25 protein-coding genes are annotated in these 26,057 nt (G+C 71.5%); 16 read left to right on the top strand and 9 right to left on the bottom strand.

The window, feature by feature from the left end; genetic code table 11:
• Positions 1-13: 13 nt before the first annotated feature.
• Genes ITJ59_RS11330 through ITJ59_RS11310 form a run of 5 tightly spaced genes read right to left on the bottom strand, consistent with a single transcriptional unit; the run spans position 14 to position 4,722 of the window.
• Positions 14-850 carry a class II fructose-bisphosphate aldolase gene (locus tag ITJ59_RS11330; protein WP_194651189.1) on the bottom strand — a complete coding sequence of 279 codons (837 nt, stop codon included), beginning with the start codon at positions 848-850 and terminating at the stop codon, positions 14-16.
• Entirely contained in the window at positions 847-1,812 is a 966-nt protein-coding gene (locus tag ITJ59_RS11325) for a 1-phosphofructokinase family hexose kinase (RefSeq protein WP_194651188.1), read from the bottom strand. The genes ITJ59_RS11330 and ITJ59_RS11325 overlap by 4 nt, the downstream gene beginning before the upstream one ends.
• Positions 1,809-2,927: an N-acetylglucosamine-6-phosphate deacetylase gene (gene nagA / locus ITJ59_RS11320; RefSeq protein WP_194651187.1), complete on the bottom strand. Its 1,119-nt coding sequence runs from the start codon at positions 2,925-2,927 to the stop codon at positions 1,809-1,811. The genes ITJ59_RS11325 and nagA overlap by 4 nt, the downstream gene beginning before the upstream one ends.
• Positions 2,924-3,844: an ROK family protein gene (locus tag ITJ59_RS11315; RefSeq protein ID WP_194651186.1), complete on the bottom strand. Its 921-nt coding sequence runs from the start codon at positions 3,842-3,844 to the stop codon at positions 2,924-2,926. Before ITJ59_RS11315 ends, nagA begins: the two co-directional genes overlap by 4 nt.
• Positions 3,844-4,722: an SIS domain-containing protein gene (locus ITJ59_RS11310; protein WP_194651185.1), complete on the bottom strand. Its 879-nt coding sequence runs from the start codon at positions 4,720-4,722 to the stop codon at positions 3,844-3,846. Before ITJ59_RS11310 ends, ITJ59_RS11315 begins: the two co-directional genes overlap by 1 nt.
• Before the next feature lie 132 nt (positions 4,723-4,854).
• Here ITJ59_RS11310 and ITJ59_RS11305 point away from each other — a divergent pair, with 132 nt between their 5' ends.
• From ITJ59_RS11305 to ITJ59_RS11240, 14 genes are all read left to right on the top strand, one after another.
• Positions 4,855-5,643, top strand: coding sequence for a DeoR/GlpR family DNA-binding transcription regulator (locus ITJ59_RS11305; protein WP_194651184.1), 789 nt, complete (start codon positions 4,855-4,857; stop codon positions 5,641-5,643).
• 148 nt (positions 5,644-5,791) lie between these two features.
• Positions 5,792-7,072, top strand: coding sequence for a Gfo/Idh/MocA family protein (locus ITJ59_RS11300; RefSeq protein WP_228511371.1), 1,281 nt, complete (start codon positions 5,792-5,794; stop codon positions 7,070-7,072).
• Positions 7,073-7,095: 23 nt separating this feature from the next.
• On the top strand, positions 7,096-8,421 hold the full coding sequence (locus ITJ59_RS11295) for an ABC transporter substrate-binding protein (protein ID WP_194651183.1): 1,326 nt from the start codon (positions 7,096-7,098) through the stop codon (positions 8,419-8,421).
• Positions 8,422-8,432: 11 nt separating this feature from the next.
• Complete coding sequence (locus ITJ59_RS11290; RefSeq protein ID WP_194651182.1) at positions 8,433-9,410, top strand: carbohydrate ABC transporter permease; 978 nt, start codon at positions 8,433-8,435, stop codon at positions 9,408-9,410.
• Positions 9,407-10,267 carry a carbohydrate ABC transporter permease gene (locus ITJ59_RS11285; RefSeq protein WP_228511370.1) on the top strand — a complete coding sequence of 287 codons (861 nt, stop codon included), beginning with the start codon at positions 9,407-9,409 and terminating at the stop codon, positions 10,265-10,267. The genes ITJ59_RS11290 and ITJ59_RS11285 overlap by 4 nt, the downstream gene beginning before the upstream one ends.
• On the top strand, positions 10,264-11,037 hold the full coding sequence (locus tag ITJ59_RS19630; RefSeq protein ID WP_194651181.1) for a hypothetical protein: 774 nt from the start codon (positions 10,264-10,266) through the stop codon (positions 11,035-11,037). Before ITJ59_RS11285 ends, ITJ59_RS19630 begins: the two co-directional genes overlap by 4 nt.
• A gap of 34 nt (positions 11,038-11,071) precedes the next feature.
• Positions 11,072-11,278 carry a hypothetical protein gene (locus ITJ59_RS11275; RefSeq protein ID WP_111083557.1) on the top strand — a complete coding sequence of 69 codons (207 nt, stop codon included), beginning with the start codon at positions 11,072-11,074 and terminating at the stop codon, positions 11,276-11,278.
• 47 nt (positions 11,279-11,325) lie between these two features.
• Positions 11,326-13,011, top strand: a complete 1,686-nt coding sequence (locus tag ITJ59_RS11270) for a bifunctional 3'-5' exonuclease/DNA polymerase (RefSeq protein ID WP_194651180.1) — start codon at positions 11,326-11,328, stop codon at positions 13,009-13,011.
• A gap of 50 nt (positions 13,012-13,061) precedes the next feature.
• Positions 13,062-13,883, top strand: a complete 822-nt coding sequence (locus ITJ59_RS11265; protein WP_194651179.1) for a phosphatase PAP2 family protein — start codon at positions 13,062-13,064, stop codon at positions 13,881-13,883.
• Positions 13,884-13,968: 85 nt separating this feature from the next.
• Positions 13,969-15,165 carry a Fic family protein gene (locus ITJ59_RS11260; RefSeq protein WP_194651178.1) on the top strand — a complete coding sequence of 399 codons (1,197 nt, stop codon included), beginning with the start codon at positions 13,969-13,971 and terminating at the stop codon, positions 15,163-15,165.
• A 97-nt stretch (positions 15,166-15,262) separates the two neighbouring features.
• A complete protein-coding gene (locus ITJ59_RS11255; RefSeq protein ID WP_194651177.1) occupies positions 15,263-16,885 on the top strand; it encodes a serine/threonine-protein kinase in 1,623 nt (540 codons plus the stop codon).
• A gap of 47 nt (positions 16,886-16,932) precedes the next feature.
• Positions 16,933-20,088, top strand: a complete 3,156-nt coding sequence (locus ITJ59_RS11250) for a GH92 family glycosyl hydrolase (RefSeq protein WP_323749479.1) — start codon at positions 16,933-16,935, stop codon at positions 20,086-20,088.
• 67 nt (positions 20,089-20,155) lie between these two features.
• Positions 20,156-20,374, top strand: coding sequence for a hypothetical protein (locus ITJ59_RS11245; RefSeq protein WP_194651176.1), 219 nt, complete (start codon positions 20,156-20,158; stop codon positions 20,372-20,374).
• A 66-nt stretch (positions 20,375-20,440) separates the two neighbouring features.
• A complete protein-coding gene (locus ITJ59_RS11240; protein WP_194651175.1) occupies positions 20,441-20,986 on the top strand; it encodes a hypothetical protein in 546 nt (181 codons plus the stop codon).
• Positions 20,987-21,067: 81 nt separating this feature from the next.
• Here the strand turns inward: ITJ59_RS11240 and ITJ59_RS11235 are convergent, their stop codons facing one another.
• The 3 genes from ITJ59_RS11235 to ITJ59_RS11225 form a co-directional block, all read right to left on the bottom strand.
• Entirely contained in the window at positions 21,068-21,613 is a 546-nt protein-coding gene (locus ITJ59_RS11235; protein ID WP_194651174.1) for a GNAT family N-acetyltransferase, read from the bottom strand.
• Positions 21,614-21,635: 22 nt separating this feature from the next.
• Positions 21,636-22,574 carry an aldo/keto reductase gene (locus tag ITJ59_RS11230; protein ID WP_194651173.1) on the bottom strand — a complete coding sequence of 313 codons (939 nt, stop codon included), beginning with the start codon at positions 22,572-22,574 and terminating at the stop codon, positions 21,636-21,638.
• A 76-nt stretch (positions 22,575-22,650) separates the two neighbouring features.
• Entirely contained in the window at positions 22,651-23,406 is a 756-nt protein-coding gene (locus ITJ59_RS11225; protein ID WP_194651172.1) for an SDR family NAD(P)-dependent oxidoreductase, read from the bottom strand.
• Positions 23,407-23,441: 35 nt separating this feature from the next.
• Here ITJ59_RS11225 and ITJ59_RS11220 point away from each other — a divergent pair, with 35 nt between their 5' ends.
• Complete coding sequence (locus tag ITJ59_RS11220; RefSeq protein WP_194651171.1) at positions 23,442-24,344, top strand: putative RNA methyltransferase; 903 nt, start codon at positions 23,442-23,444, stop codon at positions 24,342-24,344.
• Between the two features lie 19 nt (positions 24,345-24,363).
• Here the strand turns inward: ITJ59_RS11220 and ITJ59_RS11215 are convergent, their stop codons facing one another.
• Complete coding sequence (locus tag ITJ59_RS11215) at positions 24,364-24,783, bottom strand: VOC family protein (RefSeq protein WP_194651170.1); 420 nt, start codon at positions 24,781-24,783, stop codon at positions 24,364-24,366.
• 62 nt (positions 24,784-24,845) lie between these two features.
• Here ITJ59_RS11215 and ITJ59_RS11210 point away from each other — a divergent pair, with 62 nt between their 5' ends.
• Positions 24,846-25,793 carry a helix-turn-helix transcriptional regulator gene (locus ITJ59_RS11210; RefSeq protein ID WP_194651169.1) on the top strand — a complete coding sequence of 316 codons (948 nt, stop codon included), beginning with the start codon at positions 24,846-24,848 and terminating at the stop codon, positions 25,791-25,793.
• The last annotated feature ends 264 nt before the right edge of the window (positions 25,794-26,057 follow it).

The raw sequence follows: 26,057 nt of genomic DNA, 5'->3' as shown, positions 1-26,057 counted from the left end.
GCGCCGCCACCGCTCAGCCGTGCAGGAGCGTCAGCAGCCGCGCGGTCTCGGTGGAGATCGCCTCGCGCCCAGCTGACACGTACTTGCGCGGGTCGACCAGCTCCGGGCGCTCGTCGAGCACGGTGCGCAGCGCCCGGGTGAACAGCCCGTTCAGGTGCGTCGAGATGTTGATCTTCGTCATGCCGACGTGCACCGCACCGCGCAGTTCATCGTCGGACAGCCCCGACGACCCGTGCAGCACGAGCGGGACCGGCACCGCACTGCGGAGGCGCTCCACGAGCTCGCGGTCCACCGAGGCCTCGCGGGTCTGCATCGCGTGCGAGGTACCGACGGCGACGGCCAGGGCGTCGACCCCGGTGTCGGCGACGAACGCGGCAGCGTCGGTCGGGTCCGTCCGTACACCGGGAGCGTGCACGCCGTCCTTCCCGCCCACCTCGCCGAGCTCGGCCTCGATGGCGACGCCGGCGGCGTGACACCGGACGGCGAGGTCGCGGGTGGCGGCGACGTTCGCCGCGAAGTCCAGGTGGGAGCCGTCGTACATCACCGAGTCCACACCGAGGTCGATGCCGGCGGCGATGAGGTCCGTGTCCTCGATGTGGTCCAGGTGGACGAGGACCTCGACGTCGGCGGCACGGGCGATCGCCTGCGTCGCGGTCGTGATCGGTGCGAGGCCGCCGTGGTACCGGACGCAGTTCTCGCTGATCTGCAGGATGACGGGCAGTCCGGCCAGCTCGGCCCCGGTGACGATGGCCTCTGCGTGCTCGAGCAGGACGACGTTGAACGCACCGACGCCGCGGTGGGCCGTCCGTGCGGTGTCGAGCAGGCCGGTCAGGGCGAGGTCGGTGATCATGCTGGGGTCCTCGTTCGGTCGGGGTCGGGGGTCGTCAGGAAGCGGTGGACGTCGGCAGGGTCGACCTCGCCCGCCACCGGGCGCAGGACGGCTGCGGCGCCGTGGGCGGCGGCCGACCGGAGCGCCCGGAGCAGGCGGTCGTCGTCGAAGGGCGCTCCGGTTCCGGTCCGGAACCCTGCACCCACGAGGGCAGCGACCAAGCCGGCGGTCGCGGCATCGCCGGCACCGGTCGGGTTGCCGGCGACGTCGGGCACCGCGGGGACCTCGAGCACGTGGTCCGTGGTGTGCGCGGCGATCCCGTGCGCTCCGCGCGAGACCACGACGACCCCGGCACCGAGCTCGAGCAGCCGGAGTGCCCCGGCGCGCTCGTCCGCGGCGCCGGTGGCGTCGAGCAGCTCCTCGACGTTCGGCTTGCAGACCGTCGCTCCGGCACGGGCCGCAGCCAGGAGCGCAGCACCGGAGCAGTCGACGACGCTCAGGGCGCCGTGGTCGCGGGCAGTGGCCACCCAGGACGCGACGACCTCGGGAGCCGCACGGCTCGGCAACGACCCGGAGACCACGAGGGCGTCCGCGTCGTCGTGGCCGAGCAGCTCGTCGACGGCAGCACCGACCGCGCCCCACTCGGCGGGGACGAGCACCGGGCCGGGCTCGCCGAACATCGTCGGGTGTGCGGCGTCGTCGACCACGGTGACCGTCGTGCGGGTCTCGCCGGAGACCACCACGTCGGTGTGGGCGAGGCCGAGGTCGTCGAGCGCATCGGTGATCCAGCGGCCGGGCGCGCCACCGAGGGGCAGGACGGCGTGCGTGGTGACCCCGGTGGCGGCCAGGACCCTGCCGACGTTGAGCCCCTTGCCGCCGGGGCGCCGCTGGACCTCGAGCACGCGCTGGGTCTCGCCGAGGCGCTGTTCGGCGACCCGGTACGTGACGTCCACGGCCGGGTTCGGGGTGACGACGACGATCACGCGGCCACCGCCGTCGGCAGGGGGCGCACCGCTCCGGTGTCCGGTTCGAGTACGAGCAGGTCCGCCGGGGCACCGGGCGTGAGCGGGGCCGGTCGGCCGAGCAGTCGTGCAGCACGCGTCGAGGACGCTGCGACGACCTCGGGCAACGGGGTACCGGCGGCGAGGAGCCGACGGGCGGCGTCGGCGACGGTGATCGTGCTGCCCGCCAACGAGGAGCCGTCGGCGAGCATCGCGATGCCGTCCCGCACCGAGACCGCGGATCCGGCGATCGTGTGGTCGCCGTCCGGGCAGCCCGTCGCCGACATGGCATCGGACACGAGGACCATGCGGCCGGGGGCGCTCCGTCGGACGAGGTCCACGGTGGCCGGGTCGAGGTGGTGTCCGTCGACGATGCACTCGAGCAGCACGCGGTCGTCGGTCAGGGCGACCCCGACCGGACCCGGCGCGCGGTGGTGGAGCGGCGGCATCCCGTTGAACAGGTGTGTGACGAGCGAGGCGCCGGCGTCGATCGCACGGTGCGTCTGCTCGGAGGTGGCGTCGGTGTGCCCGATCGCCACGACGACCCCGGCTGTGACGAACCGGGTCACCGCGTCGAGGGCGCCGGGGAGCTCGGGGGCCAGCGTCACCACCCGCAGTGCGCCGTCGGCGGCCTCGAGGAAGGCCTCGACCTCGTGCGCGTCCGGGGCGTGCAGCAGGTCCGACCGGTGGGCACCGCGTCGGGCCGGGGCGAGCCACGGTCCTTCCAGGTGCAGCCCTGCGAGCGTCCGGTCCGACACGAGCGGTCGCAGACGCGTCAGCGCAGCGACGGTGTCCTCGCGGCGTCCGGTCGCGATCGACGCGACGAGGGTCGTGGTCCCCCGCGACCCGTGGTGTGCCACGGCGGCCCAGGCGTCGTCGGCGGAGCAGGCCGCGAAGTCGTGGCCGAGGGCACCGTGGGCGTGCAGGTCGACGAAGCCCGGCACGACCGTCCCGTCGACGGTGACCGCGGTGTCGGTGTGCGGCGGAGTCCCGATGCCCACCGCGAGCACGGTGGCGTCGTCGCCGAGGACGATCCATCCGTCGTGCAGGTCCTGGGCGGCGGTCACGATCCGCGGTGCTCGCACGAGGGCGGTCACAGCAGGACTCCGGCCTCGAGTGCACGTCGTGCGAGCAGGCCCGCGCCGATGGCACCGGCGGCGTCGCCGTGGTGCGCCGGCACGATCTCCGGTGTGCGGACCCCGACCAGGCGTTCGGCCACCGCCGTGCGCAGCGGGTCGAACAGCAGCGGGCCGGACTCGGCGAGTCCCCCGCCGACGATGATCGTGTGGCTGCCGGCGACCGCGGCCGTCCAGGCGCAGGCGTCCGCGAGCACGTCGACGCAGTCGTGCCAGACGGCGGTCGCGGTGGGGTCGCCGTCGCGCACCCGGAGCATCGCGTCGTGTGCGGACGCCGATCCCGAGCGTCGTGCGACTCCCCCGGCCGAGGCGATCTCCTCGACCCGGAGCCCCGCGTGCGGTCCGGACCGGATCAGCACCTGGCCGATCTCGCCGGCCCAGCCGCCGCCGGGGACGACCTGGCCGTCGACCACGAGTGCGCTCGCCAACCCGGTACCGACCGGCAGGAACGAGACCGAGCCGTGCGACAGCTCGGGTCCGCCGGCGGCGACCTCGGCCAAGGCGCCGGCACGGACGTCGTGCCCGAACGCGATCGGCACGTCGATGCCACGTCGAGCGAGCTCGACGCCGACGAGCTCGCGGATCGGGACGTCCTGCCAGCCGAGGTTCACGGCGATGACGACCGTGCCGGAAGCCTCGTCGACGACACCGGGCGTGACGAGCCCGATCGCGTCGAGCCCGATCACCCCGTGGCGCTCGTGCTCGAGTGCCCGCACGGCCAGGTCGGCGACCGCCACGGCCAGTCGGAGGCCCGTCGGATCGTCGCGCGGCGTCGGGACCCGGGTCTCGTCGAGGACGAGTCCGTCGGCGTCGGTGAGTCGGGCCTTGGTGCCCGTGCCGCCGACGTCGACCCCGAGCACCGCGCCTGCGCCCGTCATCAGGTGAGGATGACCGACCGCGTGAGCGACCGGGGGTTGTCCGGGTCCAGCCCACGACCCTCGGCCAGGGCGACAGCGAACCGGTGCACGACGACGAGCCCGGCGATCGGGTCGAGGTCGTGCTGCACGAAGCGTGCGCCGGTGGCGGCCACCTCGTCGGCCAGCCCCTGCGGCGCGGCGCCGAGCGACCAGACGAGTCGGCCGGGCTGCGCGATCGCGATCGGCCCGTGCCGGTAGTCCATCGCCGGGTACGACTCGGCCCAGAACTGCGCGGCCTCGCGCGTCTTGAGGGCTGCTTCGAACGTCAGGCCGACGGCGGCACCACGCCCCACGAACGACACCTGTTCGGCGTCGAGCAGGTCGTCGATCGGCAGCGTCAGCGCGGTCTCGGCCTGGGCGGCGAGCGCGTCGACGTCGTCACCGATCGAGGCACGCAGCAGGGCGAGGGCCGTGGTGGCGAACCGGGTCTGCACGACGGAGCGTTCGTCGGCGAAGGGCAGCGCGACCACGTCGTCGGCGACCGCCGCGGCTGGGCTGTCCGCGACGGCGGTGATCAGGACGGTGCGCTGCGACGGCAGGGCCTGCAGCAGGTCGACGATCTCGGTCGTGGTGCCAGAACGGCTGATGGTGAGCACGCGGTCGTACTCGCGCGACGCCGGGTACTCGGAGCCGGCGAAGGCGTCGGTGACCCCGAGGCCGGCCTGCTCACGGGCGACGGCGTAGCTCATCGCGATGAACCAGCTCGTGCCGCAGCCGATCACCGCCACGCGTTCGCCGGGCTGGGGGAGCGCATCGGCGAAGGTCGGCAGGAGCGCCGCGGCTGCACGCCAGGTCTCCGGCTGGGACGCCAGTTCGGCGCTCACGAAGGTGTCGGTCATGGGAGCCTTCCGGTCCGGTTCGATCCGGGTGATCGATGATCAGGAAGCGTAGCGAGCGATCGTGCGCGATGGAAGACCAAAGCGTCAATTCCGATCACCGAGCGACCGCGATGACACCGTAGGATGACCGTCATGACCCCCCAACAGCGGCTGAACGCCCTGCTCGAACTGGTGAGCGAACGCGGCAACGTGTCGATCGCCGAGATCGGGGAGCTGCTCGGGATCTCGGCCGCCACCGCTCGACGTGACCTGACGACGCTCGCCGACCAACGGCTCGTCACGCGCACACACGGGGGAGCCGCGGCACTGGGGGCGGGCTACGAGCTGCCCCTGCAGTACAAGATCGCTCGGCAGGCCGAAGCGAAGACCGCCATCGCCCGAGCCGCCGCGCGGCTGGTGCAGCCCGGTGAGACCGTCGGACTGAACGGCGGCACCACGACCACCGAGGTCGCGCGCGAACTCGGCAAGAGCGAGCGGTTCATCCGCGCCGACGGCGAGTTCGGGATCACCATCGTCACCAACGCGCTGAACGTCGGCTACGAGCTGTCCGTCCGCGCCAACGTCAAGATCGTGGTCACCGGCGGGGTGGCGCGGCGGCAGTCGTACGAGCTCGTCGGCCCGCTCGTCCGCGACACCCTCGACGAGTTCGCGCTCGACCTGGTGATCCTCGGGGTCGACGGGCTCACCGGGCAGTACGGCGCCACGACCATGCACGAGGGCGAGGCCGAGGTCAGCCGGCACTTCGCCTCCGTCGGCCGACGGGTCATCGTGGTCGCCGACTCGACCAAGATCGAGCGGTCGACCTTCGCCAGGATCTGCCCGCTGGACCGCATCGACGTCCTGGTCACCGACCAGCCCGTCCCGCCGGCGTTCGCGGCCGACCTCGCCAGCGCCGGCGTGGAGCTCGTCGTCGCCGACTGAGCAGGCGGACGGACGCCCCGGATCCGGGGCCGACGTTTCGATCGTGTAAAACCCTCCCGCCGTGGACCCATGAGCGATCCATGAGCGCCTATTGTGCATTCATGATCGATTCGGCATCATGGGCGTCACAATCACGCAAGGGAGCGAGATGAGCATGGGCGTTGACAACGGGAACCTCCGCGTCGCGGTGATCGGCATGGGCCAGCGGTCCGCCATCGCGAAGCACGTCGCCGAGGCGGTCGCCGCGGACCCGGCACTGCGGGCGCAGGTCGTCGCCGTGGCGGACGTCACGGAAGCGGGCCGCGAGCGCGGGCGGGCCGAGTACCCCGAGGCACTGGTGGTCGAGCACCACCGGGACCTCACCGGGCAGGTGGACGCCGCGATCGTCACCACCCCGGACCGGACCCACGCCGAGATCGCGATCGACCTGCTCCGTGCTGGCATCGCGGTCTACCTCGAGAAGCCCCTCGCCATCACGGTCGAGGACGCCGATGCCGTCCTCAACACCGCCGCCGAGACGGGCACCCCGCTGTACGTCGGACACAACTTCCGGCACGCGGCCGTCGTCCGGCTGATGCGCGAGATCGTCGACCGCGGCGAGATCGGCGAGGTCAAGGCCGTCTGGTGCCGACACTTCGTCGGCAACGGCGGCGACTACTACTTCAAGGACTGGCACGCGGACCGCGCGAACGTGAACTCGCTGCTCCTGCAGAAGGCCAGCCACGACCTCGACGTCATCCACGCGCTCGGCGGCGGCGACACCAGCCGCGTCGTCGGAATGGGCTCGCTGTCGGTCTACGGCGCCGTCACCGACCGGCGGGACCGCAGCGGCGAGCTGATGGGGGACTGGTTCTCCCACGACAACTGGCCGCCGCTCGCCCAGACCGGGCTGAACCCCGTCGTCGACGTCGAGGACGTCTCGATGGTGATGATGACGCTCGACAACGGTGTGCAGGCGAGCTACGAGCAGTGCCACTTCACCCCGGACTACTGGCGGAACTACACGGTCATCGGCACCGAGGGCCGCCTCGAGAACATCGGCGACACCGGCGGCGGCGTGGTGAAGGTCTGGACGCACCGTCGCGGCTGGGACACCACCGGGGACCGCGAGTACCCGATCGACGGCGTCGAGCACGGCCACGCCGACGCCGACCTGCTCACCATGACCGAGTTCCTGCGGTCCGTCGCGTTCGGCGAGCCGACGGAGCTGTCCCCGATCGCTGCCCGGGCCGCGGTCGCCGCCGGTGCCCTCGCGACCCGCTCGCTGCGCGCCGGTTCCGTCCCCATCGACGTCCCGCCCCTGCCGGCCGAGACGATCGCGCACTTCAGCCGGCCCGCCACGCACACCACCCGACCCTCCACGCACACCACCCGACGCACCACGCAGTCCCTCTCACCCACCCACCCCGCCCAGACCGTCGGTTCCTGACGGCCGTGCGAAAGGACTCCCTGATGACCGCACACATCCCCGCCCGAGGAACCGGCGTCCGCCGACTCCTCGTCGGTGTCGTCGCCGCCCTCGGCGCGACCGCACTCCTCGCCGGGTGCTCCACGTCCTCCGGGGCGTCGAGCTCCGGCGGCGACTACACCGCTGCCGCGAAGGACACCAAGGCGAAACTGACCTACGCCGTCTGGGACGAGAACCAGGTCAAGGCGATCAAGGCGAACCTGAAGGGCTTCAACGAGGAGTACCCCGACATCACGGTCAGCGTCGACGTCACGCCGTTCGCCAACTACTGGACGAAGCTGCAGACCCAGGGCTCGAGCAACACGCTTCCCGACCTGTTCTGGATGAACGGCCCGAACTTCCAGCTGTACGCGGCCAACGGCAAGCTCGCGCCGATCACCGGCGAGGTCGAGGCCGGCGACATCGATCCCGCGAAGTACTCGAGCGCGCTGAACGACCTGTACACGTACGACGACACCCAGTACGGCGTGCCGAAGGACTTCGACACCATCGGCGTCTGGGTGAACAAGGCCCTGTTCGAGAAGGCCGGCATGGACCTGCCGTCGAAGGACTGGACCTGGGACGACTTCCAGAAGACCGGCGCCGAGCTGAGCAAGAAGCTCAAGGCCGACGGTGCGTACGGCGCCGCGGGCGGCATGGACGGCCAGACGACCTACTACGACACGATCTTCCAGGCCGGGGGATCGGTCGTGAACGCGGACGGCACGAAGTCCGAGTACGCGTCGAAGGCGTCGGAGGAAGGCCTGCAGTTCTGGACCGACCTGATCGCGTCCGGTGCTTCGCCGTCGATCAAGCAGCTCACCGACACGACCGCCGACCAGTGGTTCACCTCGGGCAAGCTCGCCATGTACCAGGGCGGCAGCTGGTTCCGCTCGGCCCTGACCGGCACCGCCATGGAGAAGGACATCGTCGTGTACCCCCTGCCGAAGGGCAAGGAACAGGCGACCGTCATCCACGGCGTCTCGAACGTCGTGTCCGAGGCGAGCAAGAACAAGGCCGCCGCGCAGGCGCTCCAGGTCTACCTCGCCGGCAAGACGGCCCAGCAGCAGCAGGGCGACATGGGCGCCGTCATCCCCGCCTACGAGGGCACGCAGTCCGCCTTCACGAAGACGATGCCCGACGCCGACCTGCAGGTGTTCCTCGACGCGGTCGACTACGCCAAGCCCCTGCCGGTGTCGAAGAACACCGCCGCGTGGAACACCCTCGAGACCAACCTCCTGCCGAACGCCTTCGACGGTTCGACCCCGGTCGACGACGTCGCGGAGCAGCTCGCGCAGAAGATGGACGCCGCCCTCACGAAGGAACAGTGAGGTCCGAGCCGATGACGATCAACACCGAGCGGCCGCAGGCCGCCTCCGCCCCCGCCCGGACGACGCGTTCGTCCGGGCGGGGCGCCCCCGGCCCGGCGGCCGGTGGCAAGCGCGCACCACGACGGACCGACGGCTGGTGGCCGTGGCTGTTCGTCCTCCCGCTGCTCATCGGCGTCGGCACGTTCTACATCTGGCCGATCATCCAGACGTTCTGGTACTCGTTCACCAGTTGGGGCGTCTTCGGCGGTGCGACGTTCAGCGGTGTCGCGAACTACGTCCGGTTGGCGGGCGACCCGCAGCTGTACCAGTCGCTCCTCAACACGATCGTCTACACGGTCATCGTCCTGGCCGGCATCCCGATCGCGGTCTGGCTCGCCAGTCTGCTGAACACCCCTGGTCTGCGGTTCGCGCAGTTCTACCGGGTGCTCTTCTTCCTGCCCTACGTCGCCATGCCGGCAGCGATCGCCCTCGTCTGGCGCATCATGTTCAACGGCGACTACGGCATCGTGAACTGGTTCATCGGACTGTTCGGCATCGACGGTCCGTACTGGATCTCGACCCCCGGGTTCGCCCTCGTCGCGGTGAGCTTCGTCGGCCTGTGGTCGTCGCTCGGGTTCTCGATGATCATCCTCGGCGCCGGCCTCAAGGACATCCCACCGGAGCTGTACGAGGCCGCCGAACTCGACGGCGCGAGCCGGTGGCGGCAGTTCCGCTCCGTCACGGTCCCGCTGCTCAGCCCGAGCATCTTCTTCGTGGTCATCGTCACGACGATCTCGAGCTTCCAGCTGTTCGACCTGCTCTACGCCATCCTCGGCAGCACCAACCCGGTGATCCCGAAGACGATGTCGCTCGTCTTCTACTTCTACAGCGCCGGGTTCATCGACAACGACAAGGGCTTCGCGGCCGCGATCGCCATGGTGATCTTCCTGCTCATCGGCATCGTCACGCTCGTGCAGTTCCGCGTCCAACGGAAGTGGGTGCAGGCATGACCGCAACCGTGACACCGCCCGGGGCTGCCCGTCGACCGGGTCGTCGCGGCGGCAGCCACTGGTGGATCCACGTCGTCCTCGGCGTCGGCGGCTTCGCGATGGCGTTCCCGTTCGTGTGGCAGATCATCATGTCGCTGTCCACGAACGCCCAGGTGCAGTCCGTCACGCCGACGTTCTGGCCGGGGGAGCTGCAGTGGCAGAACTACGCACAGGTCTTCGAACGCCTGCCGTTCCTCAGCCAGCTCGGCACGTCCGTGTACGTCACCATCATCCGCACCCTGGCGCAGATCGTGCTCTGCACGCTCGCCGGCTACGCCTTCGCCCGCATGCGGTTCCGGGGCCGGGCGATCCTGCTCGCGATCGTGCTGTCGATCCTGCTGGTGCCGTCGCAGGTCTACCTGATCTCGCAGTACCAGATCGTGCAGGGGCTCGGATGGCTCGACACCCTGATGGGGATCGTCGCGCCGGGCCTGTTCAGCGCCTTCGGCACCTTCCTGATGCGGACGGCGTTCCTGAACATGCCGCCGGAGCTCGAAGAGGCCGCACGCATGGACGGCGCGAACCCGTTCCAGACGTTCTGGCGGATCATGCTGCCGCTCGCGCGTCCCTCGATCAGCGTGCTCGCGATCACGACGGTGCTGTGGTCGTGGAACGAGCTGCTCTGGCCGCTCGTCGTCTCGACCCGCGCCGAGGACATGCCCCTCGCCGCCGGACTCGCCACCCTGTCGAGCGACCGGACGATCGACTACCCGGTGCTGATGGCCGCGAGCCTGATGGCCATGGCCCCGGTGCTCATCATGTTCGTCGTCCTGCAGCGGCGGGTGATGGACGGGCTCGCCTCGTCCGGTCTGAAGTGACCACCGACACCCCCGGCCAGGAGGCCCGTCCCGCGTCCGTCGCGGTCCTCGCCGCCGCCGTGGGGTCGCCGGACGACTCCGCCACGGTGGCGGCCGCACTGGCCGCCACCGTGGCCGACGCCGAACCCGCCCAGCGGGACACCCTGATGGTCGCCGCGCTCCGCGCGGCCGTGCCCGGCAACGCGGCCGCGCTCGAGGCACGAGGGCTCCCACGCAGTCTCGCCGAGGCGTCCGTGGCTGACGTCGACCGCAAACTCGACCGGTACGGAATGCGCGGCACGGGGGTGGACTGGCTCGTCGCGGTGGCGACCGGACGCGTGGTGGCCGTGGGACGCCTCCAGTTCGAACTCGGCGACCACCTGCCGGACGGATCGCCGGCCTGGGGTGTGCACGTGCCGGAGACCGGGCCGCTCGATCCGGACGCCTGCGACCGGTCCTTCGCCCGCGCGCCCGAGGTCCTGCGCGCCCTCGCGCCGGCGCTCGCCGCGGACCGCTGGCAGTGCCGCTCGTGGATCCTCGATCCCGGTCTGGCCGCGGTGCTCGGTCCCGACGCGAACCTGGTGCGCTTCGCCCGACGGTTCCGGCTCGCGCCGCCCGGTCCGCACGATGCCGCCGAGGGCGACGCGAGCGCGGCGAAGTTCGTCTTCGGGGTCCCGCTGGCGACGGCGCGCGCCTCGACGGCGACCGGACGGCTGCCCCGGGCCGTGCTCGAGCGGTGGGCGGCGGGCGCGCACTGGACGGAACGGACCGGTACCGCACCCGTCGTCTGATCGCGCGCAGCAGTCAGCGCGTACCGTGCAGCGCATGACGAAGCCCGACCACGACCACCTCGACGACGGCGTGGACATGACGTTCGAGGAACGACGCCAGGACACCTTCCGGCGCATGTCCGGGTCCGACGCACACGACGCCGACCCGCGGGTCGAGGTGTCCCGCGCCGAGGACGGCGACGTCCGCATCGACGTCGCCGACACCGCAGCCGTCCGCCCGGGTGGCCCGAAGCGCGCGTGAACTGATCGTCGTCAGCCGGTGACGGTGGGGCACGGCATGATCGTTGCGTGCACCTCGTCCTCAGCCGCGTCGACGGCGGCGTCCTCGCGACGCCCTTGTCCGACGCGGGGACCGCTGACGGTGCGCCGATGCGCGTGGACGAGTCGGGCCTCCCGGCCTTCGTCGCGGTGCACGACGCACCGGGCGTGCGCTGGGTGTGGGACGACACCGCACGCTGGTACCCGGCCGTGCTCACCGCCGGCGGACGTGTGGGGCGCTGCGTCGACCTGCGGTTGTGCCGACGGATCCTGCGCGCAGCGCTGGCCGCGCGGGGTTCCGCACTCGCTGCGGCACCGGCGGACGCGCTCGACGCTCCGGTGGCAGAGGCCCGGGTCGTCCGGCCGACGCAGGCCCAGCTCTTCGACGACGCCCTGTTCACCGCGTCGGTCCCCGACGACGACCTCGACCCGGTCGCCGAGTTTCGTGCGCAGCTCGCAGCGGTCGCCGGGTCGACGGCTCCCGGAGCGCTCCGGCTGTTGACGACCGCGGAGTCCGCCGGCGCGCTCGTCGCCGCGGAGATGCTGCATGCCGGACTGCCGTGGCGTGCGGACGTGCACGAACGTCTGCTCGAGGAGACGCTGGGGCCGCGCGTGCCCTACGGCGTGCGGCCGCGCCGGCTCGAGGAGATCGCCGCCGTCGTGCGCGAGCGCCTCGACGACCCGGCGCTCAACCCGGACTCGCCGGCCGACGTCCTGCGGTCGCTGCGCCGTGCCGGGCTCATGGTGACGAGCACCCGCAAGTGGGAGCTGCAGGAGATCGAGCACCCCGTCATCGAACCGCTGCTCGAGTACAAGCGACTCGCGCGGCTCCTGACGGCGAACGGCTGGACGTGGCTCGACGAGTGGGTGCGCGACGGCCGGTTCCACCCGAAGTACGTGGTCGGCGGCGTCGTGACCGGGCGCTGGGCGGCCGACGGCGGGGGAGCGATGCAGCTGCCGAAGGGCATCCGCGGGGCGGTCATCGCCGACCCGGGCTGGAAGCTCGTCGTGGCTGACGCTGCACAGTTGGAGCCGCGCGTGCTCGCGGCGATGGCCGGCGACCGCGCGATGGCCTCCGCCGGTGACGGGCGCGACCTGTACGACGGCGTCGTCGCCTCGGGAGCGGTCGAGACCCGCCAGCAGGCGAAGGTGGCCATGCTCGGCGCGATGTACGGCGCCACCCAGGGCGAGGGCGGTCGGCTCGTCCCACGTCTGGTGCGGGCGTTCCCGCGCGCGCTGGACCTGGTCGAACGCGCAGCACGCGCGGGGGAGCGGGGCGAAGCCGTCACGACGTTGCTCGGTCGGACGTCGCCCGTGCCGGAGTCGTCGTGGTTCGAGGCGCGGAACCAGGCCTACACGGTCGAGGGCACCCCGGCGATGCAGCGTGCCGTCGAGTCACGGGCCCGGAGCTGGGGGCGGTTCACCCGGAACTTCGTGGTGCAGGGGACCGCGGCCGAGTGGGCGCTCGCGTGGATGGGGTCGTTGCGCTCCCGGCTCACCGCGCGGTTCCCCGGGGCGGTGACGGACGCGCCGCACCTGGTGTTCTTCGTGCACGACGAGATCGTGGTGCACGCGCCGGAGGAGCACACCGAGTGGGTGGCGACGCAGATCCGCGAGGCCGCGGTCGATGCCGGACGGCTGCTGTTCCAGGACTTCCCGGTGACGTTCCCACTGTCGGTCGCCGTGGTGGGGGCGTACTCCGAGGCGAAGGACTGACCGGGGCCTGAGCCTCGGCGGTTCCCGGGCGCTTCGGGCAGGGTGGACGGATGGACACCGAACGCGGGGACGCCGCCGACCGCACCGTCGGCGAGGTCGACCTCACCCGCTGGCGCACCCGCGCGGGCCGGGCGACCGCTCAGGGATGGACCACCCTCGGTCACCGGTACGGCGCGATGCCGCTCCTGTTGCTCACCCTCGCGATCGGCATCGGGATCGCCGTCGTCGCGACCTGGATCGCGTCCGAGGTCTACGACGCGGTCCGCGAAGCCGACGACGTCGCCGTGCTCGACCGTCCGGTGCTCGACTGGGCGCTCACCCTCCGGTCGCCCGTGGGGGATCGGCTGGTCACGTGGTGGACCGACATCGCGGGCACGATCGGGATGCCCATCGTCGCACTCGGGTTCCTGGTCGGGTTCACCATCCAGCGGCGGGCGTGGACCCCGCTGGTGCTCCTCGTCGCGGCGAGCGGTGGCTCGCTCCTCATGACGATCGCGGGCAAGGACCTCATCGGTCGGGCGCGTCCGCCGCTCTCCGACGCGGTGCCGCCGTACGAGCACTCGCCGTCGTTCCCGTCCGGGCACACCCTCAACGCGACGGTCATCGTGGGGACGATCGTGTACCTGCTGCTCCTGCGACAGTCGCGGGTGGTGACGCGGGTGTGGACGATCGTCGTCGGCACGCTGTTCGTGCTGTCGGTCGGGGCCTCGCGGGTGTTCCTCGGGCACCACTGGCTCACCGACGTGCTGGCGGCGTGGGCGCTGGGGCTCGCCTGGCTCGCGCTCGTGATCACGGCGCACCGGTTGTACCTGACGGCGCTCCGTCACGGCGCCGAGCCCACCCCGGACACCGACATCGTCAAGAAGACTTGAACTGTGATGGATCCCGTTCCAGAAACATCTTCGGAACTTGAACGACCCCGCTCCAGGTTCAATTTTTGACCCGTAAAATGGAACGATGGACCTCACGCGCTTCCGGAGCAGCCCCGTCGGTCAACTCGTTCCGGTTCGTGGAGTCGACGGTCGGACCGGCCGCTCGTACGACCACTTCGGTTTCGTACCGGACCCGCTCGGCGAAGTCCCGACACTGTCCGGAGGGACGTGGACCAAGGTCGCCCGCGCGAACCGGGCGCTCGGGGCGCTACGGCAAGGATCATCTTTGATCCCGAACCCCGGCATCTTGCGCGCTCCGACTCTCCGGCGAGAGGCGCAGAGTACCTCCGCGCTCGAGGGCACCTTTGCGCCGCTGGACGACGTCCTCGCCGCGGAAGCGGTCGGGAAGGCTGACCGGTCCGCGGCCCTGTCCGAGGTACTGAACTACGTGGACACCGCCGAGCTCGGGTTCACTTGGGTGCAGGAGCGCCGCGTCACGACCGGTCTCCTCGAGGAACTGCAGTCGGTACTGGTCCGTGGCACTGCCGCAGGTACACCGCAGGCTGGACACATCCGGACGGTTCCAGTGGCGATCGGAACGCGCGGAGGTGGCATCGAGGATGCCCGATTCGTCCCGATGCCACCGGGGACGCCGCTGCGGAGTGCATTGGGTGACCTCCTCGAATGGGTGGACACGGCGCCTCTGTACGACATCGACCCAGTGGTTGCGGCAGCGCTCACGCACTACCAGTTCGAGACACTGCACCCGTTCAACGACGGCAACGGTCGTCTCGGCCGCTTGCTCATCGTCCTGCAGTTCATGCGGTCTGACGTCCTCACCGAGCCGTTGCTGAGCGTCTCGCCGTGGTTCGAGGCTCGGCGAGAGGAGTACCAGGATGCGCTGGCCGCGGTCAGTGCAGAGGGGGCCTGGGACGAGTGGGTCGCGCTCTTCGCCGACGGGATCCACAGCTCCGCGACGGACACAGGAGCCCGGATGTCGGATCTTCTGGCGGTGCAAGCGGAGTACCGCGATCGCATCCGAGCAAGCGGAGCGCGGGGAATGGTCCTCGACGTGGCTGACTACCTCATCGGGGCGCCGTTCGTCACGGTTCCGATGTTGGCCACTGCTCTGGGAAAGACCTACCAGGCCGCCAGCAACGCCGTCGCTCGGCTCGTCGATCTCGACATCTTGTCCGAGGTCGAGCGGCAGGGAATCCGTGTCTTCCGGGCCTCGAACGTCGTCCAGGTCACGATGCGGTCGGGGAGCGGAGCCGCTCAGTGAGCAGAAGACGTCGGGTCAGCCACGCGCACTCGACGTCTTCTGCTCACTCGACGAGCCGCCAGCGGGGCCGTCAGGTGGTGCCGGTAGGTTGCCCCGCATGGAAGAACGGGTCTTCGGCGGCAGGTACCGCGTCACGGGCACGCTCGGACACGGTGGCATGGCGTCCGTGTACCGCGCGGTCGACGAGCAACTCGGCCGCGAGGTCGCCGTCAAGGTGTTCCGCATCGGGCCGGTCGACCACGGGGAACGCGCCCGCGCCGAGTCGGAGATCCAGACCCTCGCGACGCTCCGCAGCCCGACGCTGGTCACCCTGTACGACGCAGCGCTCGACGACGAGGACGGCGACTCGTACCTCGTCATGGAGCTCGTGCCCGGCAGTGACCTCGCCACCCGGCTGCGCGAGGGGCCGCTCGACCCCACGACCGCGGCCCGTGTCGGCTCGCAGGTGGCTGACGGCCTGAGTGCCGTGCACGCGCAGGGCATCGTCCACCGCGACGTGAAGCCCGCCAACGTGCTGCTCGAACGCGACGGCAGTCACGTCAAGCTCGCCGACTTCGGCATCGCCCTGCTCCGAGACGCCTCGCGGGTGACCGGCACCGGCACCGTGATGGGTACCGCTGCGTACCTGGCGCCGGAGCAGGTGCTGGCGCAGGAGATCACCGGCAAGGCCGACGTCTACGCCCTCGGGCTCGTGCTGCTCGAGTGCCTGACCGGCAAGACCCCGTTCCCGGGCAGCGCGATCGAGTCGGCGACCGCGCGACTGACCCGCAGCCCCGCGATCGACCAGCACCTGCCGACGGCCTGGCGCACGCTCCTGCACGTGATGACGGCGCAGGACCCGTCCGAGCGCCCGAGTGCCGCCGAGGCAGCCGAACGACTCCGCGCCCTGGGCCGCGACGAACCCTCGACCGCCACGCAGCTCCTGCCCGGCGGGCCCGGAACACTGACTGCAGCCGGCGCCGGTGCCGGAGCTGCCGCAGCCGGAGCTGCCGCAGCCGGCGCTGCCGGCGCAGCCACGGCTCCGATGGCCGCACACGCGGACGACGCGACCCGCGTGATGCCGGCGAGTGGTGCCTCCCGGACAGGTGTGCAGCCAGGCGCTGACGACGCGACCCGCGTGATGGACGCCCAGCGACCGAACGCTTCGGACGACGTGTCCACGACGGTGCTCGGTGCCCAGCGCGGCAGCGGCGGCCCGGCCGGCGGCGGGGCGACGCCGCCGGCGGCACCACCGGTCCGCCCGGCCTCCGGCGACGACCCGGCGAAGCGGGAGAGGCGCCGCAAGGGCCCGATCATCGCGGCCGTCGTCGTGATCGTCCTGGTGCTCGTCGGCATCGGCGTCGCGGTGTTCGCCCTGGACGGGAACGGCGACAGCACGCCCGCGCCCACGGACACGAGCTCGACCGCGCCCACCGAGGAGCAGCCGAGCGACGACCAGCCGAGCGACGACCAGCAACCGGGTGACGAGCAGCAGCCGAGCGAACCGGCCGAGCAGCAGCCCTCCGAACCCGCCGAGCAACCGTCCGAACCCGCGCAGCAGCCGAGCGAGCAACCGAGCGAACCGGCGCAGCCGACGCAGGACCCGCCGGTCGGTCCCGAGCCGAGCAGTCCCGCGTCCAACCCGGTGCAGCAGCCCCAGGACGGCACCGGCGCGGCGGACACCGCGGTCGACTCCGGGCCGGGCAAGTCCGAGAACGCCCCCGGGCAGAACAAGGGCTGACACGCCGAGCGTTCTCGTCCAGACGCTGGACCAAATACGCTGGACCCGTGCGAGAACTGCAACGGAGCGGTGGGCCGACGACGGCCGTCGCGGCGCGGAACGGTGTCGGGTACGGATCGTCAGAGGGGTGGCTGGTCGAACGACCGTCGGGTGACGGTGCCGTGGTGGCGTCGGTGCCCGGCTTCGGCGGTCGCGTGGTCGCGCCCGGCGACGAACTGTCGTGGGTGTGGTTCCCGGAGCGCACCCTGCCGCAGGGCGTCACCGAGCCCACCGAGGCCGACCTGTCGCACTTCTGGGACGCAACGGCCTTCGCGCTCGATGTCGTCTTCACTGACGGCACGCGACTGAGCGAGCACGAGGGCGCGCACGGCGGAAACGCCCGCGACCAGTACGGCGACGCGCTCACAGCTGAGTCGCAGGACGCCGCCCGCAAGCAGTGGGTCGACCAGTGGAACCGTCGTGCGGTGGACCTCACGCCGTTCGCGGGGCTGGTCGTCGACCGCCTGGAGGCCCGGCTCGGCTCCGACACGCAGCCTGCGGACGCCGACGGGGAACGTCCCGCCCTCCGCGGCTGGCTCGACGACGTCCGGATCGCCCCGGCACGCCCGGCACCGGCGACGCCGCTCGACCACGTCCGCACGACCCGTGGCACGCAGGCGTCCTCCCGGTTCTCCCGCGGCAACAACGCCCCGCTCGTCGGCATCCCGCACGGCGGTGTCTTCGGCCTGCCGATGACCGACGCGTCGAGCAACCGCTGGCCGTACGCGTACCAGGAGCATGCTCGCACCGAGGCCGACGGGCGGGTCCGACCGGCGATCCAGGCCTTCGCGACGAGTCACATCCCGTCGCCGTGGATGGGGGACCGCGGGGTCTTCCAGGTGATGCCGTCGCCGCTCGACACCCCCGACGTCGACCGGGCCGCCCGCGCGCTCGGGTTCGACCACGACGACGAACTCGACGGCCCGCACCGCTACCGGGTCACCCTCGACCAGGGTGTGACCGCCGAGATGACCGCGGGGGAGTTCGCCCTCGGCTTCCGGTTCACCGGTGCCCGCAGCATCGTGCTCGACCACCACGGCCGGGTGTCGGACGTGTCCGTCACGATCACCGACGGCACCGCCGTGGTCGAGGCCGTGCTCGACGACCGCCCCGGCACCCCGCCGCACCACGTGCACGTCCGGATCCCGGCCGTGACCGCGGACCACACCAGCGTCAGCGAACACGAGCTGCGCGGCTGGCTGTCCCTGGGGGAGTCGGAGCGCCCGGTCGACGTGTTGCTCGGCATCTCGACCGTCTCGATCGAGGACGCTCGCGCCAACCTCGACGTCGCCGGCTCCTTCGACGCGATGCGCACCCGGTCCGAGGCGCTCTGGACCGAGAAGCTCGCGACGCTCTCGTTCGACGGGGCCACCCCGGACCGGCTGACGAGCCTGTACTCCGGCCTGTACCGGGTGTTCCTCTACCCGAACCGTGCCGGCGAGACCGCCCTGACCGGCACCCCGCGGCACCGTTCGCCGTACGGAGCCGTCCTCGCCGACCCGATCCGCGACGAGCCCGGGCCGGAGACCGTCGAGGGGCTGTTCACCACCACGCACGGCTTCTGGGACACGTACCGCACCGCCTGGCCGCTGCTCGGACTCCTCACCCCGGAGGCCGCCGGCGAACTCGCACAGGGCTTCGTCGAGCACCACCACGACGGCGGGTGGACCCCGCGGTGGAGTGCCCCCGGTGCCGAGGACTGCATGACGGGCACCACGAGCGACACGGTCTTCGCCGACCTCGCGGCGAAGGGCATCACCGGCTTCGACCTCGCCGAGGCGTACCGGAGCGCGGTCCGCAACGCGACCGTCCCGCCGCGCGACGAGCGTGTCGGACGCAAGGGGAGCCTCCCGGGCGCCTTCCGCGGCCACGTCGACACCGCGACGTCCGAGGGGATGTCCTGGACCCTCGACGCCGCCATCAACGACTGGGGGCTCGCCGTCATGGCGGGCCTGCTCGCGTCGCGGGCGGGCACGCCCGCCGACCTGTCCCGGTACGAGGCCGAAGCCGAGTGGTTCGCGCGCCGGTCGCTGCAGTACCGCCACGTGTTCGACTCGGAGCGCGGGTTCTTCATCGGCCGCGACCCCGACGGCTCCTGGCGCGTCGGCACCGAGTTCGACCCGCGCGACTGGGGCGACGACTACACCGAGACGAACGCCTGGGGCACTGCCTTCACCGCGCCCCACGACGGCGCCGGCATCGTCGACCTGCACGGCGGGCCGGACCGGTTCGACGCCGCGCTCGATGCCTTCTTCTCGACGCCCGAGACCGGCGCGACCGTCCGCTCCGGCTCGTACGGCTTCCCGATCCACGAGATGACCGAGGCCCGCGACATCCGGATGGGCATGCTCGGCCTGTCCAACCAGCCCGCGCACCACATCCCGTTCTTCCCGATGTTCACCGGGCGGCACGACGACGCACACCGCATCGTCCGCGAATCGCTCGAGCGGCTGTTCGTCGGCTCCGACCTGGGCCAGGGCTACCCCGGCGACGAGGACAACGGCGAGATGAGCGCCTGGTACGTCTTCGCGATGATCGGCCTGTACCCGCTGGCGCCGTCCACGGGCACGTACGTGCTCGTGCCGCCGTCGGTCCGCAGGACGGTGCTGCAGCAGCCGGGAGGAACGCCCACCGTCATCGAGGTCGCCGACGGTTCCGCAGGCGCCTACGTGGTGTCGGTGACGGTCGACGGCTCGCCCTGGACGTCGGTCAGCATCCCGCACCAGGTGGTGGTGTCAGCGTCGCACATCGTCTTCACGCTGTCGTCCGAGCCGCAGGGCTGGGCGTCGGACACCCGACCGGTGTCGGCCTCCGAGGTGCACGGCTACCGGGACGCCCCGGTGGACGTCCTCCCTGTCGGTGCCTCGGCGCTCACCGACGACACCGGGCGGACCGTCACGGCGCTCGCCGCGGGGGAGTCGGTGTCGTTCGACCTGGTCTGCCCCGCCGCGTCGCTGTACACGGTGACGGTGGCGACTCCGGGGTCGTACTCGTGGCAGGTGTCCCTCGGTGGGAAGGTCACGGCGGTCGACGGTGCCGAGTTCACCTGGGGCGGGCAGACCCGGGTGTTCCGGATCATCGGCGGCGGTTCGTCGTTCGTGTTCACGGCGGGGACGGACGTCGCGCTGACGCAGCTCGAGCTGATCGCTGCGGATCGTTCCTGACCGCCGGTCATCGCGGCTGATCGCTCGCTCTGCGGCGGTTCAGAGGCGTCACTCAAGGTCGCCCGGCATGCTCGTCGGCATGTCGATCGCGAACTCGTGGGACCCGTCTGGTGGCCGTGCAATCCCGGAGGACCAGGTCCGCGAGGACGGGCTGGAGCTCGACGAGGACCCGGCGATGCTCGGGATCTCCTTCGACGTCGTGGGTGGCGCCTCCGCCGACCCCGCCGCGGTGTCCCCGGTCGACGTGCGCGTCCCGTCGGCGGGGACCCCGGCCTCCGCCGACTGACTTCACACTGAGCACCACCCACCGAGTACCGACCGGTAGTATTCCGGAATGGTACCGACGGCGTTCGTGGATGAATCCGAACCCGGTGGCGACCGTGACCCAGGCGCCTACATCCTCGGCGCTGTCGTGGTCGCGGACGCTGTCGCCGAGCCGTTCCGTGAAGCGTTGCGGGAGCTCAAGCCGCGGTCTGCTCGCAAGTTGCACTGGTCCGAGAGCGACGCCCGGCACAGGACGGGAATCGTCGAGATGCTCTGCGGGTACACGTTCGTTGCACTCGGAGTCGTGGGCGTCACTGATCCATCTGTCCGGAGCGAGCGCCGCCGACGTCTCGCTCTGGAGCAGTTGATCCTGGAACTCCGCGCGGGTGGCGTCGACCGAGTCGTCCTCGAGTCCCGAGGCCCCTCGGACCGGCACGATCGCGCGCACCTCGACGCCTTGCGATCACGCAAGTTGGTGCACGGCCTGGTCTTCGAGCACCTGCCGGGTGGCCGCGAGCCGCTCCTCTGGGCGGCGGATGCGATCTGCGGCGTTGTCGCGCTGGCTCGGCGGGGCGAAACGGGGCATCGCGATCAGCTGGATCACTTGCTGACCATCCGTGAACACCGCCGGTGAACGCGCGAATCCCCGGGCCCCGCTATACCGCAGGATCTCCCGGGGATCACTTCCGCACCCACCTCGATGGGGCGACTGCGCTCATTCTGACATATCAGGCTGGGTCGCGGAAGGGTCAGGCACGCGGTACTTGAAGCCCACGTGCGATCCGGTGAACCCGAGGCGCTCGTAGAACCGGTGCGCATCCGTCCGGGCGGCATCCGAGGTGAGCTGCACGAGCGGGGTCCCGAGCTCCGGCGCTGCGACGTCGGTCACCCAGCGCATCAGTGCACTCCCGATGCCGCCGGAGCGGAGTGCGCTGCTGACCCGCACCGCCTCGACGAGCAGCCGTGTCGAACCGCGGCGGGCCATGCCCGGGATCCGGGTGAGCTGCAGCGTGCCGACGAGCCGACCGGACTCCTCCTCGGCGACGAGCAGCGCGTTCGCCGGGTCGTCGGTGATCGACCGGAGTGCGGCGGCGTACTGCGGGCGGTCCTCCGGGGCGGCGACGTCCCCGCGGGCGGCACTGATCGGATCGTCGGAGAGCAGCGCCATCAGGGCGTCGAGGTCGCCGCCGACCGCGTTCCGCACCACCATCGATCCGGAGCGCGCGGACAGGCGGACGGGCAGGGTGAGGTCGTGGAGCACGACTCCACCCTGCCGCACGGACTCACGGAACGGTGTGACCCGCCGCGGTGAAGATCCGGTACCACTCCTCGCGCGACAGCTCGACGTCCGAGCCGGCCGCCGAGTCGCGCACGCGCTGCGGGTTCGTCGTGCCGAGGACGACCTGGAAGTGCGCGGGGTGCCGGGTGATCCACGCGACCGCGATGCCGGTCGGGGTGACCCCGTGCGCAGCGGCGATCTCCTCGAGGGCGTCGTTCAGGTCGGCGTACTGTTCGCGGTCGCCGAGGAAGACGCCGTCGAAGAAACCCTTCTGGAACGGCGACCAGGCCTGCAGCGTGATGTCGTTGATCCGCGAGTAGTTGAGGATGTCGTTGTCGCGGGAGATCGACTGGTCGAGGCCACCCATGTTCGCCGTGAGGCCCTGCGCGATGACGTTGGCGTGCGTGATGCTCAGCTGCACCTGGTTGAACGCGAGCGGCTGGCGCACGTGCTTCTTGAGCAGGTCGACCTGACCGGGGGTCTGGTTGGAGACGCCGAAGTGGTGCACCTTGCCGGCGGCGTGCAGCTCGTCGAAGGCCTTCGCGACCTCTTCCGGCTCGACCAGGGCGTCGGGGCGGTGCAGGAGCAGGACGTCGATGTACTCGGTCTGCAGTGCCGTGAGTGATTCCTCGACGGACTCGAGGATGTGCTCGTACGAGAAGTCGAAGTACGCGCCGTTCGGCGTGGGGCGGATGCCGACCTTGGTCTGCAGGACGATCTCGGCGCGCTCGGCCGGCGTCAGGGTGACGGCAGCGCTGAAGCGCTCCTCGCAGCCGTGCCAGCCGCCGTACACCGCGGCGTGGTCGAACATCGTCACGCCCGCGTCACGCGAAGCGGCGTACAGCGCGCGGATGTCCTCGTCGCTCATGTCGTTGATCCGCATGAGGCCGACGACGACGTCGGATGCGGTGAGGTCGGTCTGTGGCAACTCCAGTGTCTTCACGCCCTCGATCCTGCCAGCCGGACCACGGCGCAGGCAGGCCCTGCCAGTACCCCAGGCCGGCGCATCGGACCCCCGCTCAGTGGACGGAGAAGCCGCCGTCGACCGCGATCGACTGCCCCGTGACGTAGGCCGACCCGGGGCCGGCGAGGAACACCGCCGCCGCGGCGAAGTCCGAAGCGAGCCCGTTGCGCCCGACCAGCGTCCGCGCGGCGAGGGCCGACACCGTCGCGGGGTCGGCGCTGAGCCGCTCGTTGAGCGGGGTCCGCACGAAACCGGGGACGAGGAGGTTGGAGGTGACCCCCTGCGCGGACCACGCTTCTGCTTGGGACCGGGCCAGTGCCTCCAGGCCGGCCTTGGAGACCCCGTACGCGCCGCTCGCGGCGAAGGGACGGTGCGCCTGCTGCGAACTGATCGACACGATCCGTCCGTACCCGCGCGCGGCCATGCCGGGTGCGAGCCGCTGCCCGAGTACGAACGGAGCGTCGAGGTTGACGGCCATCGTGGCGTCCCAGGTGGCCTCGTCGAGGTCGGCCATCGGCGGCCGCAGGTTGATCCCGGCGGAGTTCACGAGGACGTCGACGTCTCCTGCTGCGTCGGCGAGTGCGTGCGCTCCGGCGCGCGAGGACAGGTCCGCGACGATGCCGTCGGCCGATCCTCCAGCGGCGCGGATGTCGTCGACCGTCGCGTCGATGGTGGACCGAGTCCGGGCTGCGATGAGGACGTGCGCACCCGCGTCGGCGAGTGCGGTGGCGATGGCCCGTCCGATGCCGGAACTGCCTCCCGTCACGAGGGCGGTGCGTCCGTCGAGGCCGAAGAGTTGCTGCAGCGACATCCGGCCAGGCTAGCGAGGCCCCGTACGCTGGGCCGGTGCGTGACGACCTGCTGCCGATGCTCGCCTGCCCCGTGTGCGCCGAGCCGCTCGGTCGGGTCGACGGCGGCCAGGTCGGCTGTGCGACCGGGCACCGGTTCGACGAGGCCAAGCAGGGGCACCTGACGCTGTTGCCGGCGAAGCGTCGGGCGCTCACCGCGGACACCCCGGAGATGGTCGACGCCCGGTTGCGGTTCCTGGGACGGGGGCACTACGCGCCTGTCGAGCGGGTGCTCGCCGACGTCGTCGCCGAGGCGACGGCGCCCGGTATCGTGCTCGACGTCGGGTCCGGTCCGGGGACCTACCTGGCGCATGCGCTGGACGCAGCGCACGTTCCCGACGCAGCGCACGTTCCGGACGGTGCGGACGGGAGGCTCGGGGTTGCGCCGGACGCGCTTGCACCTGTCGGCCGTCAGCTGACTCGACGACTGGGGGTCGCCCTGGACCTGTCGGCCATCGCGATCCGACGGGCGGCCCGCGTCCACGAACGTGCCGGAGCCGTCGTCGGGGACGTGACCGAGCGCCTCCCGGTCGTCGACCACGCTGCCGCCGTCGTCCTCGACGTCTTCGCACCCCGCAACCAGACCGAGTACGCCCGCGTCCTGCACCCCGACGGCGTGCTGGTCGTCGTGACTCCGCGCACCGGCCACCTGGCGGAGCTGGCCGAGGCGACCATCAGCGTGGACCCGGAGAAGGAGCGACGGCTGCACGACTCGCTCACGCCGTCGTTCGTCCTGCGGTCCTCCGAGGACATCACGTGGACGATGGAGCTGTCCGCCGAGGACGTCCACGACGTGGTGCACATGGGGCCGAGCCACCACCACGTCGCTCCGGAGACGGCGTTCGCCCCGGCAACGGTGACGGCCGCGGTCACCGTGTCCACGTGGACGCCGGCGGGCTGACCGCGGCCTTCGGAACCCGCTAGCGGTCGGCCGGAGCGACGTCGAGCTGCCAGACCACGCCGAACCGGTCGCGGAGCTGCCCGGCGAGCGGCGCCCAGGCCGAGGGAGCGAGGGGCTGCCGGATCTCGGCGCCGTCGGACAGCACGGCCCAGTACCGCTCGATCTCGGCGGTGTCGTCGCCGTGCACGAACACGTAGAACGCGTTCGATCCCTGGTCGTAGGGCTGCCCAGGCCAGACGTCGAAGGCCATGACCCGGAACCCCTCGGGTGTGGAGACCTGGCCGAAGACGACGCGGTCCGCCCAGGCCGGGTCGTCCAGGGCGCCCATCTGGCCGTAGGTGGCGGCGGTGACCTGGCCGCCGAAGACCGATGCGTAGAAGTCGAGGGCCTCGCGGGCGGTGCCGTCGAAGTTGAGGTGAGTTGTCGTTTCGATGCTCATGGCACGAGGATGACCGGCAATGCGGTCAGATCGTGTCCGCTTCTCCGACGAGAATGATCGACATGGCCGGACCTTCCTCGCGCATGTTCGCGCTGTTGTCGCTGTTGCAGGTGCACCGCGACTGGCCGGGCGACGAGCTCGCCGGACGCCTCGAGGTCAGCCCTCGGACCGTGCGCCGTGACGTCGACCGCCTCCGCGAGCTCGGGTACCGGGTCGAGGCGCTGCGCGGTCCCGCCGGCGGGTACCGACTCGCAGCGGGCTCGGAGCTGCCGCCCCTGCTGTTCGACGACGACCAGGCCGTGGCGATCGCCCTGGCGCTCGCCGTCGCTCCGGCGTCGGGCGCGGACATCGCCGAGTCGGCCGCCCGGGCACTGGCGACGGTCCGGCAGGTGATGCCCGCGCGGCTCCGCTCACGGGTGGATGCGGTGCAGGCCGTGACCGCGACGAGCCGGACCACGACCGACCCGGACGTCCTGGTGGCGGTGAGCGAAGCCGTCCACCTGCACGAGGTGTTCCGCTTCGGCTACGGCGAGGACGAGACCCCGCACCGGGTGGAACCGCATGCCGTCGTCGCCCGGAACGGCCGCTGGTACCTGCTCGACTGGGACCTCGACCGCGAGGACTGGCGCACCCACCGTGTCGATCGGATCGCGCCGCGGATGCGCACGCGCGTGCCGTTCACGCCCCGGCCGGTGCCCGGTGGCGACCCCGCGGCCTTCGTGTCGGCGCGGTTCAAGGGATCGGCGCAGGCCGACGTGTGGCCGTGCGTCGGTTCGGTCACCATGACGGCTGCCGACGCACGGACGATCACGCCCTACCTGCCCGAGGACGCCGTCGTCGAACCCCTGCCCGACGAGCGGAGTCGGGTGACGCTTGGCTCGTGGTCCTGGCCGGGGCTCGCCGGAGCGTTCGCGGGGTTCGCGGTCGACTTCCTGGTCGAGGGCCCCGATGATCTCCGCTCCGCGGTCCGTGCGCTGTCAGTACGGCTCGGCGCCTCGACCGCGAGCTGATGGTCCGAACGATCAGGGGTGGTCCAGAGCGGCTCATCCAACCAACCAGCGCCGAGGCCCGTCGACGAGACATCGATGTGCTCAGTGCTCGGGAAGGTCCCGAGCAGCGCGGCCACCCGCTCGGCCCAGTCACGGTCGGACGGGATCGACCTGAGCAGGTAAGCCATCACCGCCACGGTGTTGTAGACGCCGAACTGCTTCGGCGCATCCGATCTCGAGAGATGCGCGAGGAGCGGTACCTCGTCGGGCTTCGGCCGTTTGGGA

The sequence above is a fragment of the Curtobacterium sp. VKM Ac-1393 genome (assembly GCF_015350995.1).
In the GTDB taxonomy this organism is placed as follows: Bacteria; Actinomycetota; Actinomycetes; order Actinomycetales; family Microbacteriaceae; genus Curtobacterium.
Note: the sequence above shows the minus strand (reverse complement) of the source record. Positions and strands in the feature narration are given on the sequence as shown.

Coding starts and splice junctions, on each gene's coding strand:
- ITJ59_RS11315 (WP_194651186.1), bottom strand. CDS start 3,844: ATGACGGGCGCAGGCGCGGTGCTCGGGGTCGACGTCGGCGGCACGGGC.
- ITJ59_RS11260 (WP_194651178.1), top strand. CDS start 13,969: ATGGACCTCACGCGCTTCCGGAGCAGCCCCGTCGGTCAACTCGTTCCG.
- ITJ59_RS11295 (WP_194651183.1), top strand. CDS start 7,096: ATGACCGCACACATCCCCGCCCGAGGAACCGGCGTCCGCCGACTCCTC.
- ITJ59_RS11215 (WP_194651170.1), bottom strand. CDS start 24,783: ATGAGCATCGAAACGACAACTCACCTCAACTTCGACGGCACCGCCCGC.
- ITJ59_RS11275 (WP_111083557.1), top strand. CDS start 11,072: ATGACGAAGCCCGACCACGACCACCTCGACGACGGCGTGGACATGACG.
- ITJ59_RS11300 (WP_228511371.1), top strand. CDS start 5,792: ATGAGCATGGGCGTTGACAACGGGAACCTCCGCGTCGCGGTGATCGGC.
- ITJ59_RS11255 (WP_194651177.1), top strand. CDS start 15,263: ATGGAAGAACGGGTCTTCGGCGGCAGGTACCGCGTCACGGGCACGCTC.
- ITJ59_RS11225 (WP_194651172.1), bottom strand. CDS start 23,406: ATGTCGCTGCAGCAACTCTTCGGCCTCGACGGACGCACCGCCCTCGTG.
- ITJ59_RS11290 (WP_194651182.1), top strand. CDS start 8,433: ATGACGATCAACACCGAGCGGCCGCAGGCCGCCTCCGCCCCCGCCCGG.
- ITJ59_RS11305 (WP_194651184.1), top strand. CDS start 4,855: ATGACCCCCCAACAGCGGCTGAACGCCCTGCTCGAACTGGTGAGCGAA.
- ITJ59_RS11310 (WP_194651185.1), bottom strand. CDS start 4,722: ATGACCGACACCTTCGTGAGCGCCGAACTGGCGTCCCAGCCGGAGACC.
- ITJ59_RS11210 (WP_194651169.1), top strand. CDS start 24,846: ATGGCCGGACCTTCCTCGCGCATGTTCGCGCTGTTGTCGCTGTTGCAG.
- ITJ59_RS11330 (WP_194651189.1), bottom strand. CDS start 850: ATGATCACCGACCTCGCCCTGACCGGCCTGCTCGACACCGCACGGACG.
- ITJ59_RS11245 (WP_194651176.1), top strand. CDS start 20,156: ATGCTCGTCGGCATGTCGATCGCGAACTCGTGGGACCCGTCTGGTGGC.
- ITJ59_RS11285 (WP_228511370.1), top strand. CDS start 9,407: ATGACCGCAACCGTGACACCGCCCGGGGCTGCCCGTCGACCGGGTCGT.
- ITJ59_RS11265 (WP_194651179.1), top strand. CDS start 13,062: ATGGACACCGAACGCGGGGACGCCGCCGACCGCACCGTCGGCGAGGTC.